The 15,366-nt window shown below is 68.7% G+C and carries 13 protein-coding genes and 1 pseudogene; 5 read left to right on the top strand and 9 right to left on the bottom strand.

Annotated elements, in window-relative coordinates:
* Nucleotides 1-9: 9 nt before the first annotated feature.
* Nucleotides 10-1,551: a DHA2 family efflux MFS transporter permease subunit gene (locus ACZ32T_RS31215; RefSeq protein ID WP_467370405.1), complete on the bottom strand. Its 1,542-nt coding sequence runs from the start codon at nt 1,549-1,551 to the stop codon at nt 10-12.
* 304 nt (nt 1,552-1,855) lie between these two features.
* On the opposite strand from ACZ32T_RS31215, the gene ACZ32T_RS31210 reads away from it, so the two are divergent.
* Nucleotides 1,856-2,476 (top strand): TetR/AcrR family transcriptional regulator, encoded by a 621-nt coding sequence (locus ACZ32T_RS31210; RefSeq protein ID WP_467370403.1) that lies wholly within the window; start codon nt 1,856-1,858, stop codon nt 2,474-2,476.
* A gap of 248 nt (nt 2,477-2,724) precedes the next feature.
* Nucleotides 2,725-3,276: an NAD(P)-binding domain-containing protein gene (locus ACZ32T_RS31205; protein WP_467370400.1), complete on the top strand. Its 552-nt coding sequence runs from the start codon at nt 2,725-2,727 to the stop codon at nt 3,274-3,276.
* A gap of 71 nt (nt 3,277-3,347) precedes the next feature.
* Here the strand turns inward: ACZ32T_RS31205 and ACZ32T_RS31200 are convergent, their stop codons facing one another.
* The 6 genes and pseudogenes from ACZ32T_RS31200 to ACZ32T_RS31175 all read right to left on the bottom strand — a co-directional run bounded on the left by ACZ32T_RS31200 (nt 3,348) and on the right by ACZ32T_RS31175 (nt 8,691).
* On the bottom strand, nt 3,348-4,064 hold the full coding sequence (locus ACZ32T_RS31200; RefSeq protein ID WP_467370398.1) for an NADPH-dependent F420 reductase: 717 nt from the start codon (nt 4,062-4,064) through the stop codon (nt 3,348-3,350).
* 160 nt (nt 4,065-4,224) lie between these two features.
* A complete protein-coding gene (locus tag ACZ32T_RS31195; RefSeq protein WP_467370397.1) occupies nt 4,225-4,677 on the bottom strand; it encodes a flavin reductase family protein in 453 nt (150 codons plus the stop codon).
* A 59-nt stretch (nt 4,678-4,736) separates the two neighbouring features.
* A complete protein-coding gene (locus ACZ32T_RS31190; RefSeq protein ID WP_467370395.1) occupies nt 4,737-6,050 on the bottom strand; it encodes an NtaA/DmoA family FMN-dependent monooxygenase in 1,314 nt (437 codons plus the stop codon).
* 564 nt (nt 6,051-6,614) lie between these two features.
* Nucleotides 6,615-7,075 (bottom strand): annotated as a pseudogene (locus ACZ32T_RS31185) (transposase); the annotation flags it as partial.
* 187 nt (nt 7,076-7,262) lie between these two features.
* A complete protein-coding gene (locus tag ACZ32T_RS31180; RefSeq protein WP_467370393.1) occupies nt 7,263-7,589 on the bottom strand; it encodes a hypothetical protein in 327 nt (108 codons plus the stop codon).
* A gap of 310 nt (nt 7,590-7,899) precedes the next feature.
* Complete coding sequence (locus ACZ32T_RS31175; protein ID WP_467370391.1) at nt 7,900-8,691, bottom strand: calcium-binding protein; 792 nt, start codon at nt 8,689-8,691, stop codon at nt 7,900-7,902.
* Nucleotides 8,692-9,024: 333 nt separating this feature from the next.
* On the opposite strand from ACZ32T_RS31175, the gene ACZ32T_RS31170 reads away from it, so the two are divergent.
* The gene (locus tag ACZ32T_RS31170; protein WP_467267768.1) at nt 9,025-9,699 is read left to right on the top strand and encodes a lytic polysaccharide monooxygenase auxiliary activity family 9 protein; all 675 of its coding nucleotides are present in this window, start codon (nt 9,025-9,027) and stop codon (nt 9,697-9,699) included.
* A gap of 510 nt (nt 9,700-10,209) precedes the next feature.
* Here the strand turns inward: ACZ32T_RS31170 and ACZ32T_RS31165 are convergent.
* Entirely contained in the window at nt 10,210-10,845 is a 636-nt protein-coding gene (locus ACZ32T_RS31165) for a carbonic anhydrase (protein WP_467370389.1), read from the bottom strand.
* 581 nt (nt 10,846-11,426) lie between these two features.
* Nucleotides 11,427-12,227: a FadR/GntR family transcriptional regulator gene (locus ACZ32T_RS31160; protein ID WP_467370387.1), complete on the bottom strand. Its 801-nt coding sequence runs from the start codon at nt 12,225-12,227 to the stop codon at nt 11,427-11,429.
* A 104-nt stretch (nt 12,228-12,331) separates the two neighbouring features.
* On the opposite strand from ACZ32T_RS31160, the gene ACZ32T_RS31155 reads away from it, so the two are divergent.
* Both ACZ32T_RS31155 and ACZ32T_RS31150 read left to right on the top strand, forming a co-directional pair.
* Entirely contained in the window at nt 12,332-14,065 is a 1,734-nt protein-coding gene (locus tag ACZ32T_RS31155; RefSeq protein WP_467370384.1) for an IlvD/Edd family dehydratase, read from the top strand.
* Nucleotides 14,066-14,113: 48 nt separating this feature from the next.
* The gene (locus ACZ32T_RS31150) at nt 14,114-15,301 is read left to right on the top strand and encodes a fumarylacetoacetate hydrolase family protein (protein ID WP_467370382.1); all 1,188 of its coding nucleotides are present in this window, start codon (nt 14,114-14,116) and stop codon (nt 15,299-15,301) included.
* Nucleotides 15,302-15,366 lie beyond the last annotated feature (65 nt).

The raw sequence follows: 15,366 nt of genomic DNA, 5'->3' as shown, positions 1-15,366 counted from the left end.
GGCGGACGGTCAGTCCGTTGCTGACGACACTGTCGGAACGGCGGCGGCGTCGACGGGAGCTTCGCCCCGGTACGAAGCCGGGGGCTGGGAGGCGGCTGCGGTCTTGCGGACGCAGAGGGTGCCGATGATCGCGAGGCAGCCGATGACCGCTGCCGTCGTGAAGGCGGCTTGGGCCGCTGAGACGGACTGGGCCAGGTTCAGTGCTCCCGCGTCCTTGGCGTGGGAGCCGATGGTGTAGGCCGAGATGAGGACGGCGCCGCCTGCGCCGCCGGCCAGCTGCTGGGCGGTGTTGAACGCCGCGGTGCCGTGCGGGTAGAGCTCGGCGCGCAGGGAGGACAGTGCGGCCGTTGTCATCGGTGCCCACATCAGGGCCTGGGAGGCCGACAGGACGAGGTAGGCGGCCAGGAGTGCTGGGATACCGGTGTTCTCGTCCGCTCGGCTGAGGAACCACAGGGAGCCTGTCCAGATGACCGATCCGGGAATGGCCAGGGGGCGCGGTCCGTAGCAGTCGTAGACGCGTCCGCCGAGGGCTGAGACGAGGGCGATCAGGGCTCCGCCGGGGACCAGGAAGACGCCGATCTGGAGCGTCGTCAGGCCGGCGACGTTGGTGAGGACCAGGGGCAGGATCATCGTGGTGCCGAAGCCGACCAGGGCGACGACGAGCATGACCAGCAGCGGCACGGTGAACGAGCGGGTGTGGAAGATCCTCATGTCGAGGAACGCGTTGTCGCTGCGCTGGAGCACGGTCTGCCGGCGGACGAAGACAGCGAGGGCGAGGAGCCCGATGATGATCGGGATGTACGGGGCGACCGGTGCGTGGCCGGAGGCGGACTCGCCGATCGTGGACAGGCCGTAGACGAGGGCGCCGAACCCGATGGCGGACAGGACGAGGGACAGCACGTCCAGCCTGACCGGTTCCGGAGTGGTGATGTTGCGCAGCTTGGCGGCGCCCAGGGCCAGTGCGGCCAGGACGACGGGCAGAACCAGGATGAACAGCCACCGCCAGCTGAGCTGGGAGATCACCAGGCCGGACACCGCCGGGCCGACCGCAGGGGCCACCGCGGTCAGGCCGGTGACCAGCGCCATCGTCCGGCCTCGGCGGTGCGGGGGCACCAAGCGCATCGTCGTGGCCATCAGCAGGGGCATCAGGGCGGCCGTGCCGACCGCCTGGATGATGCGGCCGGTGAACAGCACGCCGAACCCCGGGGCGGCGGCGGCGATCGCCGTGCCGAGGGCGAACAGGGACAGCGAGCCGAGGAAGATCGTACGGAGAGTGAACCTTCGCAGGAGGAAGCCGGTGGCCGGGATGAGGATCGCCAGGGTCAGCAGATAACCCGTCGTGAGCCACTGCCCCGTGGTGGGGGTGATGTCGAGATCGGTGATCAGGGTGGGGAGTGCGACTCCCAGCAGCATCTCGTTCAGCAGGACGGTGAACGCGGAGACCATCAGGATTCCGATGACGAGGACGTCCCCGGAGGCCAGTCGGTCATCGTTACGGGTCGGTGGCGGCGCGTCTGCGGCGGCCGGCGCCGGCGTCTTGTCGGGGGACATGTGATCTCTTCCGTATTGCTGGGTGAGCGAAAGGCCGTACGAGTTCCACGCCGTTGGTGCGCCGGTGGGGTCCGGCTTCACGAGCCCGGGCCGGTGGGGCCTCGGCCGGGGAGCTGTCGCGTGGGGGTTATGCCGCCCCGGCGGCCGTCGGCACGGAACGCCTATGTGCCGCCGGGCTGCCCCTGGGAACAGCCGATTCCTGCCGAGGTCGGCGGTAGCATCGGAACCGATAGGGAGATAGTCTCCGTTTCGTTAATGACGATACGGAGACAGTCTCCGCATTGTCAACGGGAGGTGCAACGACATGGGTGAGGCAGCCACCGGCGAGCGTCGGCAGCGGACGGACAAGCAGCGCAATCGCACGCACATCCTCGAGGTCGCGGAGGAGTTCTTCGCCGAGCAGGGCATCACCGGCTCGATGGACGCCATCGCCAAACGGGCCGGTGTCGGTCCGGGCACCCTCTACCGGCACTTCCCCAACCGCGAGGCACTGCTGGCCGCCCTGCTGCAAGCCCGCGACGAAGAACTGGAGGCCCGCCGGGACGCCATCCAGCGCGAGGAGACCGACTCCCGCGCCGCGCTCGCCCAATGGCTTCAGGCGCTGAGCGAATGGGTGACCGCCTTCGACGGTCTGCCCGAACCATTGCGGGCCGCACTGGCGGAAGGCACGTCCCCGCTGGCGATCACCTGCCAGGGCTTCGTCACGACCACCGACGACTTCCTCCACGCCGCTCAGCGCGACGGCGGCGCCAAGCCCGGGGTACGGGGACGTGACCTGTTCCTCAGCACGCTGGCCACCGCCTGGGCCCGAGGTGCCGCCATGGCCGACGAGTCATCGCCCGACGCGCTCGATTCCCTCATGCGCACCGGGTGGGAGACGCCCACGAGGGAATCCGCCCCCGGGGGCGGCGACAACCCTGCGTAGGAGCAGGCAGAAGCGTGGCGCCCTTGCGCGGGGCACTCTCCCGGCAGGTCACCACCGGGCTGGGCCCACCCGCCTACCGCGCTGCTTGCGGGCGGGCTGCCGCTGGCACACGGCGGACGCGGCGTCTGCGCCTTCTCGCCACTGGACTCAGGGCAAGGAGAAACATCATGAGGATCGGCACTCCGGGCGTAGGACATATCGGGAAGACGCTGACCCAGCGGCTGGCCGCGGCATGGCATCAGGTGTAAGTGGCCAACTCGCGCGGCCCGCACACGATCGGGGCTGACGTGCTCTCCACGGGCGGCGCGCACGGTGATGGCGGCAGACGCCGTCGAGGACGTCGACGCCGTCATTCTCTCGATTCCCCTGCACCGTCTTCCGCAGGTCGCGCCCCTCGTCCCTGGTGTACCGGCCGGAACGGTCGGTATCGACACGTCGAACTACAACCCGGCGCCGGACAGCCGGATCAAGCCATCGACGCTGGTCAGGTCGAGAGCCTGTGGGTCACCGAACAGCTGGGCGCGCCCATCACCAAGGCATGGAACGCGATCGGTTCCCACTCCTTCGCAATCAGGAGCACACCCGCCGGAAGCTCGGACCGCATCGCCGTCCCCGTCGCCGCCAACCATGACCAGGGCCGTCAGGCGCTGGTCGAGGACACCGGGTTCGACGCCTTCGATGCCGGGACGCTCGCGGACTTGTGGCGGCAGCGGCCGGGCGCGCCGTGCTACCGCACGGACCTCACCCGTGAGAAGATGCCGGGCGCGCTGGCCGCGGCAGAGGCCGACCGTACGCTCTGAGCGACCTTGGCTCCGGCGTCGGTCGACGCCGGGCCAAGGGCTTCAGGGGCAGCGCCCGCCGGTAGGTGCTGTCAGAAGGTGCGCGCGGCCACCTTCACCCGCTGAGCCGCCTGCAGCGCCTCGCGCAGCTTGTCGGCGGGCAGTGGCGCCGCGGGGGCCTGGAGCATGTGCTCGGCCGCCACGTCGGGATCCGCCAGGTAGATACGGGTGTAGGCGCCGGCCTCGGGCTCGAAGCGCCAGCTGTCTTCCAGGGCTCCGGCGTCCACAGTGTCGAAGCCGAGCCGGCCGATCAGCTCGGCCGCCCGGCTCTTCGTGTCGGCGTCGTTACCTGCGATGGGCAAGGCGCTGCGCTCAGGGGCCCCGGCGGGCCTGGCCAGCTGGGGGATGTGGTGGGCCAGGATGTTGTTGAACGCCTTGACCAGCAGCGCGCCGGGCAGGAGCTGTTGTTCCAGCTCGGCCGTGGTCATCTCCTCGGAGTCGAGTTCGCCGATCCGGCCGTCGCGAAACGGGTAGTAGTTGCCGGTGGACAGCACGGTCCTGCCCTCCAGCAGGCCGGTAGGCAGGTCACGGTACGCGGTCAGGGGAATGCTGAGCACGGCCGCCTCTCCGGCGCGTGACGCCTCCTCGACGGTGCCTGCGCTGGCACGCGGCCCCAACTCCTCGATGAGGTCCGTCAGGCTCTGGGGGCCGCGTGAGTTCGCGATCACCACGTCGATGTCCGCGGCTACCGCCAGCCGTGCGACCGCGGAACCGATGTTGCCGCTTCCGATGATTCCCAGTGTCGGCATCGTTGCTCCTTGCTTCCTTCATGTGCGCCTAGGACCGGGCGGTCCGGGCGGTTTTCGGGTCATCGCCTGCAGTGCCGCGTGGAGCAGGGCGTGCAGGCCCTCTGGTGCTGCGGGCCCGTGATCAAGGCTCGCTCTTGCCCTTCTCCGTGTGCCGCAGGGCTTACCGGATCAGTGCTGTGTGGGTGCCGAAGGATCGCCGGTGATACGTGAGCGGTCGCAAGGATCCCTCCCCTGGCTCAGCGGCCATGACGTGGGCGAGCAGGAGGGTGTGGTCCCCGGTGTCGACGCTGTCGGCCACATCGGCGGTGATCCATGCGGCGGCATCCGGCAACCGCGGCAACTCCTCGCTCAGTGACCAGTCGACTCCGTCGAACTTGTCGGGTCCGGAGCGGGCGAAGACGGAGGCCAGATCGCTCTGGTGCGCACCGAGGACGTTGAGGCCGAAGCGGCCGCTGCGGCGGACGACCGCAAGCAGATGCGAGCGTTCGTCCAACGACACCAGCACCATGGGCGGCGTCAGGGACAGTGACGCGAAGGCGCTGACCGTGGTGCCGTGCGGGCGAGTGCCGTCCAGGGCGGTGACCACGGCGACCGGAGACACCACGGTGGCCATGACGTCCCGGAACGCCCGCTGCGCCGCAGCGCCGGATTGCCGAGAAGTTCTGGTGGACATTACCGGGCCGCCGTTGCGGTGACGCGCGGGTCGAGACCGTACTGCTCGCGGGCGTGAAGGTGGTCGCGCAGCGTGGGGCCTTCGTAGTCGAGGTGGAACAGGCCGCGTTCCTGCAGGAGGGGGATGACCTGGTCGACGAAGGTGTCGACGCCATCGTGGTATCCGTCGATGGCCAGGGAGAAGCCGTCGCAGGCCCCGGCCTCGAACCACTGCTGCATGTGGTCGGCCACATCGGTGGCGGTGCCGGCTACGACCGGGTGGTAGTCGATGACGCCGTGGGCGAGCACATCGCGCAAGGTCCAGCCCTCCCGGACCACCTCCAGTGCGCGGGGGGAGCGCGGGTCGCGCGGGCTGGGCACGGCGCCGGCCAGCTGGTCCGCGGTCAGCGGCTCGTCGATCTGCCCGTACTCGAGCGGGAGGCCGATCATGGCGCCGAGGTAGTGGACGCGCTGGCGCAGGTCCACTGATTCGTCCAGGAACCGCCGCCGGTCGAGGGCGGCTCGGCGGGAGCCGGCGATGGCCGGCATGAAGCCGACGAACATCTTCACCTCGTCCGGATCGCGGCCGGCGCGCTCGGCGGCATCGCGCAGTGCCTGGCGCTGTGCGATGCCGTCCTCGATGGTGTAGGGGTTGGCGTAGACGCCGTCAGCGTAGCGTCCGGCCAGCTCCAGGCCGTATTCGCCGCCGCCCGCCTGGAAGATGACCGGCTGGCCCTGCTCGGAAGGCGGGATGGGCAGCGGGCCCCGGGAGGCGACATGGCGGCCCTGGAGATTGACCGGCTGGATCTTCTCCATGTCGGCGAACCGCTTGTCGTCCACGTCCAGGACCCAAGCTTCCTTCTCCCAGCTCCCCCACAGTGCCTGCACGATCTGGACGACCTCGTGGGCCCGCTCGTACTTCTCCGCCCGCGGCGGAACAGCGCGGCCGAAGTTCGCCGCGGCGGCGGGGTCGGATGTGGTGACCGCGTTCCACCCGGCGCGGCCGTGGCTGATCACGTCCAGCGCCTTGAACTGGCGGGCAAGGCTGTAGGGCTCGTTGAAGGTGGTGGAGGCGGTGGAGACCAGCCCGATCCGCCCTGTCGCGCGCGCTATGGACGTCATCACCAGCAGCGGATCGATCGCGAAATGCGGGACCTGGTGGTCGAGGTCCACGTCAAGAACCGGTGTGTCCGCGAAGAACAGCAGCTGGATCTTGCCCCGTTCGGCAGCCTGCGCGTACCGCACGAACTGATCCATGTCCGTATAGCTGCGCAGGTTGGCCCCAGGAAGACGCCAGGCCCCGGGCTCGGCGCCGTAGCCGCTGGTGAACTGCATGCACAAGAGCATCTGAGGGTTGGGCATGACTGGCCCTCCAGACGAGACAAGGAAACGGAGGATGTCTCCATTTACTGTCCACGAGAATACGGAGATACTCTCCGCATTGTCAAAAGCGTTGCGGTAGAGCTGGATCAAGAAGGCAGATCCGCCTGGCATGGGTGCCTCGGCGTACGCGGGAGCCTCGTCCGGTGTTGCGGGCAGCGAGGTAGCCGACCCGGTGTCGCCTGCGGTCCGGGGCCACCGATCGGCGGTGACAGGACTGATGCCGATGAGGTCCGCGACGACGAGGGGCGGCAGGCCGGAGAGGGCTTCCATCATCGCGGTGTTGCGTGCGGCCCGGGCTGGCGGACGGTGGCGCTTCCTCGTGTCGGCGAGGCCCGCGGGGTTGCGGGGTTGCGGGGTTGCGGGGATGTCCAGGAACAAGACCGGAAAGAAGGAACTTGGCCTCGGCCGGTCGCTGCCGCAATGCGGTGGGAGCATGGAGCTGGGTCTCCACGAGACGGGCCAGTTCGGGCGGGAGGAGCACGGGATGGCGGCTGGTCGTCAGGTAGGCGTGGCCGTCGTCTGTAGAACCGTTCGATCATCGTGCGGGTCAGCTCGGGCTCGGTCGCGAAGGCGATGTCCTCGCCGGTCCACCGCCGTATGGCCTCGGGCACCTGCGTGGACGAGGCAGACGGCAATCTGGGAGTTCTCGATCCGCCCGGCCGTTCCGGTGTACTGACGCTGTACGCCGACGGTGTGGAGCCCCTTCTTCACATCGCCGGTTTCGTGCACGACCAGCACCGCTTCCTCGTCGTGCAGGTACTCGACGACGTACTCGCGGACGTCATCACGGACGGCGTCGGCATCCCAGGAGGCCCGACACAGCAGATGCCGCATGCCGTTCGGACTCGCTTCCCCGGCCCACTCCGCGATCGTCCAGCAGTTCTTGTGCGGCAGGTCCGTCAGCAGACCCAGCACCAACCGCCCGGCCCGGCACACCGTGGCTCAACCCGGGCGAACCGTCCCGCGATGCGGCCCATGGCTACCTCGAACGCCTCCCGCCAACGAGCGGGATCTGAGCTGTGCCCTGCGGCCACCGACCCATCGTTACTCCACACAAATTACGGTGATCAACGGTGGCCGCACCCGAACCAAGCCCCATCAATAGGCCCCAGCACCCGAGTTGGCAAGCCCGGGCGCGCACTTCGTCTTCCGCTCGGGCGAACGTCACGACTGTGAACCCTGACGGTGCATGGGTGGCCGATCGAGTATCTCGATGTACATAATCCGGCCGTCCACGACGTCCAGGATCAGCATGCCTTTCGAGGGCGGGAGAGGCACGCACCGATGGCCCGGGCCGTACGGCTGCCCCTGCGGATGCTCTGCTGTCCGGATGCTCTGGCAAAAGTCATCGCCGCAGCCGCACGCGTCAACCAGACGCAGATCCCACGCGCAGATGGCCAGCTCGCGTTCTCCTTCAGCCTCCAGGAGGGCAGTCAGCTCGGCGATGAGATCTGGGAAGACGTCGCGAATGAGGGGGTGGTCCTGCTCCATGGCCGGAGGGTAGCCGGAGCGGCTGGCCGAGCGCGACGACGGGGGTGCTCAGGCACAGTCGGCAAGATCACGATCTACAGCTGAAGTACACATGTACGCGTCGATGATGATCAACGGCGGGTAGACGTGTACACGCTCACCGACCGCCTCGGACACGCCGATCCGCATTCACCCTGCGTAAACGTGCACCGGGTCGTGGGAGCCGGTCCCGAGGTCCGCATCGCGGTCCGGATCGCCTACACCAGGGTGAGTCATCGAGCTGGCGTCATACAGCAGCCGCCTCCGGCTCGCGGTATCCGCGAGAGCGGTCCTACGGCAGAACGATGTCGCGGCCGTCCCCGCCGTCGAGGGTGTCCTTCCCGGTGCCACCACAGACGAAGTCATCGCCCCTTTCCCCGTGCACCATGTCGTCGCCGGAGCCGCCGAGCAGGATGTCCTGGCCGTCCCCGCCCATGACATGGTCGTCGCCGGAGCCGGCGTACACGGTGTCGTCACCGCCGTAACCCTCGATCATGTCGTCGCCTCGGCCGCCCCACATCCGCTGGTTCTCGCTGTCGCCCATCAGGTGATCCGTGCCATCCCCGCCGTACAGGGCCGCGGGCCCCATGACCATGTCGTCCCCCGCGTCGCCCAGTACCGTGCGGGCGGTGTGGGCATGCAGTTCGTCGTCGCCAGCGCCGCCGCTGACCCTGTTCATTCCGGGCGTGAAGGCGGCGATCGTGTCGTCGCCGTCGCCGAGGAAGACGTCGATCCCGTCGGGCCGTGCGCTGTCGGCGGGGAGTTCACAGACGACGGCGGTGGGGTCCTCGGCGCTGGAGTATGCGCAGTGCTCGCCCGGTTCCAGCGGGACCACGTCCCTGAAGCCGATCCGGCGGATCCCGTCGCTGGTGTACATCGGGTAGATGTTGAGGTCGTTGGTCTGGCCCGCAGCGGCGGTGAAGACGATCGTCTGAGTCTCCCAGTCGCCCTCGACGCGCGCCTTCGCTTCGGAGGCGGAGACGGAGGCCAAGGCGGAGGCGGAGGCGGCTGCAGGACAGACGGCGAGGCCGGCTGATAACAGGGTCACGGTGACGGCACTGACGACGGCTCGGTTCCGGTTCATGAGACCTCATCCCAAGGGAGTGACGGTGGACCGATCTGCCCGGGGCCGCTCGGACCTGTTCGGCGTGGTGCTGCCGGGTACGGAGTGGACCGGGGAATAAAGGCAGTCTCCTCGGTTGGCCCGGATCTGCAAGAGCGCGGACCGACGCGGTGTCATGGCAAGCCGGTCTCCCTCCCGACATGACGGCGAGGACCGCCATCCCGCTCACGGCACACACTCCCCGCTGACCCGATTTGTGATCAACTTGGTTGGTTTTATTGACACTTCACGCGAACGTCGTACCGTTGGGAGCGCTCCCATCACAGCTTTGCCACTGGAAGGAGTTCCCCCCACATGCATCACAAGATTCCGTTGACTGGGCGTTCGAGGTCTTACCTCCGCCGCCCCCTCCAGGCATTCGTCATGCTGTTCGCCGTCGTCGCCGGCGCGCTGGCCTGGTCGACCCCCGCCCAGGCTCACGGCACGATCGTCGGCCCCGCCACCCGCGCCTACCAGTGCTGGGAGACGTGGGGCAGCAACCACATGGACCCGGCCATGCAAACGCAGGACCCCATGTGCTGGCAGGCCTGGCAGACCAATACCGACACCATGTGGAATTGGATGAGCGCTCTGCGTGACGGCCTCGGCGGCCAGTTCCAGGCAAAGACCCCCGACGGGGCGCTCTGCAGCAACAACCTGTCCCGGAACGCCAGCCTGGACAAGCCCGGGGCGTGGAAGACCACCACGGTCGGCAACAACTTCTCGGTGCACCTGCACGACCAGGCGTCCCACGGTGCCGACTACTTCAAGGTCTACGTGAGCAAGCAGGGCTTCGACCCCAAGACCCAGACCCTGGGCTGGGGCAACCTCGACTTCATCACGCAGACCGGCAGCTACGCGCCGGCGAACGACATCACGTTCCCCGTCCAGACCTCCGGCTACACCGGACACCACATCGTGTTCGTGATCTGGCAGGCCTCACATCTCGACCAGGCCTACATGTGGTGCAGCGACGTGACCTTCGGCTGAGCTCACGGCACCGGTCCCGGGCGACGCCCTCGAAGCGCCGTCCGGCCGACTGAAAGGGAATTCGCACAGGTCAGCGGCCGATTCCCTCTCATCGTTGCAGGTCACCGAGCTGACTGGTCTCTTCGGGACATCTGATCGGCGGGGTGTCGTGCCCCTTGGGGGCAAGGGGCACGACACCTTAATGCGCCTGCTGACCTGGGGATACCTACCTTCACAGCCTTCCAGGCGGCTGATCATGTCCAGCTCGAAGGCTGGGGCCACAAGGTCGGCGTCTTTGTGCCTGCCTCCTTCGCCGACACCCCGGTGAAGGGACTCTCCGTCAGGACGGTCCGGTTCAATGGACGCCTACGCGCACCGCTTGCATGGATTCTTGCGCGAGCTCGACCAGCAAGGGTGCGACCTCATCATTGCCTCCCTGCCGCGGAGGACGGGCTGGGGCCGGCGATCGACAACCGGCTTCGCCGGCTGCAGGCCCCGGCCCTCCCGGTGAGTGGCCGCAACCGGTACGGGTCAGGACGCGGTGGGGACCGCCGCATCGATGCCGCGGTCGGCGACGAGCTGTGCACTGCCGTCGGCCAGCCGGTAGGACAGCCCCACCACTGCGAGGCGGCCGTCGGCGACCCGTTCGGCCATGACGCGGGAGCGCTCCAGCAGCAGGTCCACGGTGTGCTCGATGTGCTCTGCCAGGATCTCCTCGGCCGTCTCGCGTCCGGCGGCGCGGGCTGCCAGCACGCTCGGGGTGACCCGTTCGACGACATCCCGGACGAAGCCACCTGGCGTCTGTCCGTCTTCCAGGGCGGAGCAGGCCGCGGCGACGGCCCCGCACGAGTCGTGGCCGAGGACGACGACCAGCGGTGCGTTGAGGACGCTCACACCGAACTCGATGCTTCCGAGCACTTCAGTACCGGCTACGTGCCCGGCTGTGCGAACCACGAACAGGTCGCCCAGGCCGCGGTCGAAGATGATCTCGGCGGCCAACCGGGAGTCGGAGCACCCGAAGACCACGGCGAAGGGCTGCTGGGACGGTGCGATCTCGGTGCGGCGGGTGGCGTCCTGGTTCGGGTGCTCGGGAGTGCCGGAGACGAAGCGCTTGTTGCCGGCCATGAGCAGCTCGAAGGCGTCGCGGGGCGTCTGGGTCTCAGTCATGACCGCAGCCTACGAGGCGACACCGGCCGTCGCTGCAACCGGTCCCGCCGTAAGGAGCCAGGTCGGGCCACGCTGCCGGCCAGCATTTACCCCCGGCCGGCAGCGTGGCCGCCCTCGAGGCAGAACCTCAGCGCGCGGTCCAGTTGCCCGGATGGAGCCGGCCACTGCGCGCTCGGTGAAGAGGGCACGGCGACGCCGTAGCCGTCGGGATGCGTTCACCGTCTCCGACGGCCCAGCCTGTTCGCACACCTGCTCCAGATCCTTCTTGATCCCGGCCCGGTTCAACGGTGTGTGGTCGGTGTACCTGACCAGCGGCAGGTCGCCGAGGACACCCTCGGGAAGGAGAGCGAGGATCGCCTTGCCCGCGGCACCCGCGGCAAGGGGACATCGGACCCGGGCGGCAAGTCGTAGTGCCGGTCGCGTGCCGAGGGCGGGTGGCGGAGACGGCTCCGAGCAGCCCTGCCGCGTGCAGAAGGGCGGCGACTCCGGCGGCCGGGCGACGCGCTGGCCGATGCTGATGGTGATCACCCTGCGAACCGAACCCCGTGTGCACCCGTCACGATCGAGGCGTCGGAGGAGCGTCAGCCGGCCGTGGGTCCGCTCGACCGCCCTGGGCCGAGCAGGGGGTGCGATGACTTCCGTGTCGCATCGCTCGGCATCCCGGGCGACCGGGCGATCTCGCCTTCGGCGGCTTCGATGATGGCCAGTACGGCAGCCGCCGCGGCCGAGGGATCGCGGGCCTCGACGGCACGCACGATGGCGCGGTGACCCGGCAGTGAGGCTTCCACCGCGCCCGGGGTCCGGGTGCTGACGAGGAAACTGTGTTCCAGCGCGATGTCGATGGCGCGGCCCAGCGAGCCGAGAAGACGGTTGCCGCTGGCATCGAGCAGGGCCCGATGGAAGGTGATGTCGGCCTCTACGTATCCGCTGCGGTCGGATTCCGCCGCCGCGGCCTCCATGGCCGCCAGGCAGTCGTACAGGACTCGCACTTCGTCGGGATCGGCCCGGTCGGCAGCAAGCCGGGCGGCCTCGGGCTCGACGATCCGGCGCAGCTCACCCGTGTCGCGCAGCAGAGCCGTGGCGTCCCCGGCCTGTTTCCAGCGCAGTACGTCACGGTCCAGGTGGTTCCAGTGCTCCGGGGGCAGCACGCGCGTGCCGGTGCGCGGGCGTACGTGCAGCATCCCCTTGGCCACCAGTGACTTGACCGCTTCCCGCAACACCCCTCGGCTGACGCCGGTCTCGGCCGCGAGCACATCCTCGACCGGCAACGGATCCTCCGGCTCCCACGCGCCACCCACGATGCGCCGCCCGAGTTCGTCGACCACCCGCTGATGCATGGTCAGGAAGTGCACCACGATCTCCGCTCGCCCCCTGGACACCATTCATCGAATCATTTAATGATTGCCTTACAGGGTAAGGCCTGCGGGCCCTCACCCGAAAACCCCCATCGCACAGCGGACGATGCCGGAGCCACGGGAGTGCCTACATGACCGACGGCCGCAAGACGAGTCGCAGCCAGGCTTGGTTCGGCGCACAGGGACGCAGCGGGATGCTGTACCGCTCCTGGATGCGCAACCAGGGGCTCGGGCACGAGGTGTTCGACGGGCGTCCCGTCATCGGCATCGCGACCAGCGCCTCCGAACTCGCCCCGTGCAACGCCCATCTGACCCACGTCGCCGAAGCCGTCAAACGCGGCGTGTGGCAGGCGGGCGGCCTACCGCTTCAGTTTCCCACCATGGCCACCGGCGAGACCCTCATGCGCCCCACCGCCATGCTGTACCGCAACCTCATGGCCATGGAGGTCGAGGAGCTGATCCGGGCCAATCCGCTCGACGGTGTCGTGCTCCTGTCCGGCTGCGACAAGACGACCCCCGCCATGCTGATGGGCGCTGCCAGCGTCGACCTGCCCGCCGTCATGGTCACTGGCGGGCCGATGCTCAACGGCAAGTACCGGGGCCAGGACGTGGGGTCCGGCACCCACGTGTGGAAGTTCGAGGAGGATCTGAAGACCGGCCGGATGACCGAGGAGGAGTGCTTCTTCGCGGAGGGGTGCATGGCCCGTTCCAACGGGCACTGCATGACGATGGGTACCGCCTCGACGATGGCCTGCGTGGCCGAGGCGCTCGGCATGCAGTTGCCGGGCTCGGCGGCTTGGCCCGCGGTCGACTCCCGGCGGATGGAAACCGCGCAGGCCGCGGGACAGCGCATCGTACGGATGGTGGAGGAGGATCTGCGCCCCTCGCAGATCCTTACCCGGGCGGCGTTCGAGAACGCCATCCGGGTCAACGCGGCCATCGGCGGCTCCACGAATGCCATCATCCATCTCACCGCCATCGCCGGACGCGTCGGTGTCGAGTTGAGCCTGCAGGACTTCGACGAACTGGTACGGTCGGTTCCCACCCTGGTCAACCTGATGCCCAGTGGCAAGTACCTCATGGAGGACTTCTGCTACGCGGGTGGCCTGCCGGCCGTCATGGCCGAGCTGCTCAGTGGCGAGCTGCTGCACGGCGAAGAGATCACGGTCACGGGACACACCATCGCCGAGAACACCGAGAACGCCGAACGCATCGTCTCCGACGTCATCACCGGCCTCGAAACCCCCTTCCAGCCCGCGGGCACCGGTATCGCCGTGCTGCGCGGCAACCTGTGCCCCGACGGCGCTGTGATCAAGCAGTCCGCCGCGTCACCGCACCTGCTCACCCACCGAGGTCCCGCGCGCGTCTTCGACTCCCCCGAGGCCTATCACGCGGTGGCCGACGACCCGGAACTCGACGTCGACGAGAACACCGTCATCGTCATCCGCAACGCCGGCCCCAAGGGCTATCCCGGTATGCCCGAGGTCTCCAACGTCCCGCTGCCGGCCAAGCTGCTGAAGGCCGGCATCAAGGACATGGTGCGCGTCTGCGACGGCCGGATGAGTGGCACCGGGTACGGGACGGTGATCCTGCACGTAGCGCCCGAGGCCGCCGTCGGTGGGCCTCTCGCCCTCGTGCGCGACGGGGACCCCGTCGTCCTCGACGTCCCGAACCGCACCCTGGATCTGGACGTGGACGACGCCGAGCTCACGCGGCGCCGGCAGACATGGAGGGCACCTGCTGAGCGGTATACCAGCGGCTACGCCTGGCTCTACACCCAGAACGTGGAACAGGCGGACCGAGGCGCCGACTTCGGCTTCCTGCGAGGAAGCCGTGGTCACGAGGTCCCCCGTGACTCCCACTGAGCCCGCGCCGGGTGACCGCCATCCCTCGGACCCAGGAGAGCATTGATCGTGGAACCGGAAGCAACGCGCCCCCGTCCGATGCTCACAACCGGCTCCCTCCTGCCGGAGGACGCCGACCGGGCCGCCCTCGTCGCGCGTGTCCACAGCCCGGAATGGGACGGACCGTGTGTGGGCGCGGTCCGCGGAGAGCACGTCGTCGACCTGACGGCCATCGCGCCCACTGTCTCCGACCTCATGGAACGCCACGACGCGGCGGCAGTCGTCCGCGAGGCCGAGGGCGGGCACGTCTGGCGTCTGGACGAACTGGTCGAGGCACCGACCGACCGCAGTGACGTCCCGCATCTGCTCACCCCCATCGACCTGCAGGTGATCAAGGCCGCGGGCGTCACCTTCGCCCGCAGTCTGCTGGAACGTGTCATCGAAGAGCGCACGGGCGGCGATCCGGCGCAGGCGGCGCGGGTACGGGCCCACATCGGGCAGGTGGTGGGCGGCACGATCGACAGCATCCGTCCCGGATCGCCGGAAGCCGACAAGGCCAAGGAACTGCTCGTCGCCGAAGGACTGTGGTCGCAGTACCTGGAGGTCGGGATCGGGCCCGACCCGGAGGTGTTCACCAAGGCCCCGGTACTGTCCGCGGTCGGCACCGGCGCCGACATCGGAGTGCTCGGTGCCTCGGTGTGGAACAACCCTGAGCCCGAGGTCGTCCTCGTCGTGGACTCGCGCGGCCAGGTACGCGGCGCGACGCTCGGTAACGACGTCAACCTCCGCGACATCGAGGGTCGCAGCGCCCTGCTGCTGTCCCGGGCGAAGGACAACAACGCCTCGTGCGCGATCGGCCCGTTCATCCGCCTGCTCGACGAGGGCTTCGACCTCGACACCGTGCGCGGACTCGACATCGGCCTGCGGATCGACGGCCCGGACGGCTACGTACTGCATGGCAGCAGCTCCATGCGTGAGATCAGCCGCGACATACTGGACCTGGTGGCCGCCACCCACGGACCACACCATCAATACCCTGACGGCTCCGTCTTGTTCACCGGAACGCTGTTCGCCCCCACCGAGGACCGACAGGCACCCGGCGCGGGTTTCACCCACGAGTACGGTGATGTCGTGCGGATCTCCAGCCCGCGACTCGGCACTCTGGTCAACACCGTCATGTCCAGCGAGCTGGCCGCGCCCTGGACGTTCGGCGTACGAGCGCTGATGCGCAGCCTCGCCCGGCGCGGCGTGCTCTGAGATGACGGGCAGTCATCGTGCAACCACAGCTTCCGGGGTGGGTGCCTGACGTCGGAGGCCGGGCG

It is taken from the genome of Streptomyces sp. NPDC023573 (assembly GCF_055559735.1).
The sequence above is the reverse complement of the archived record's forward strand: the minus strand, read 5'-3'. Positions and strand labels throughout refer to the sequence as shown.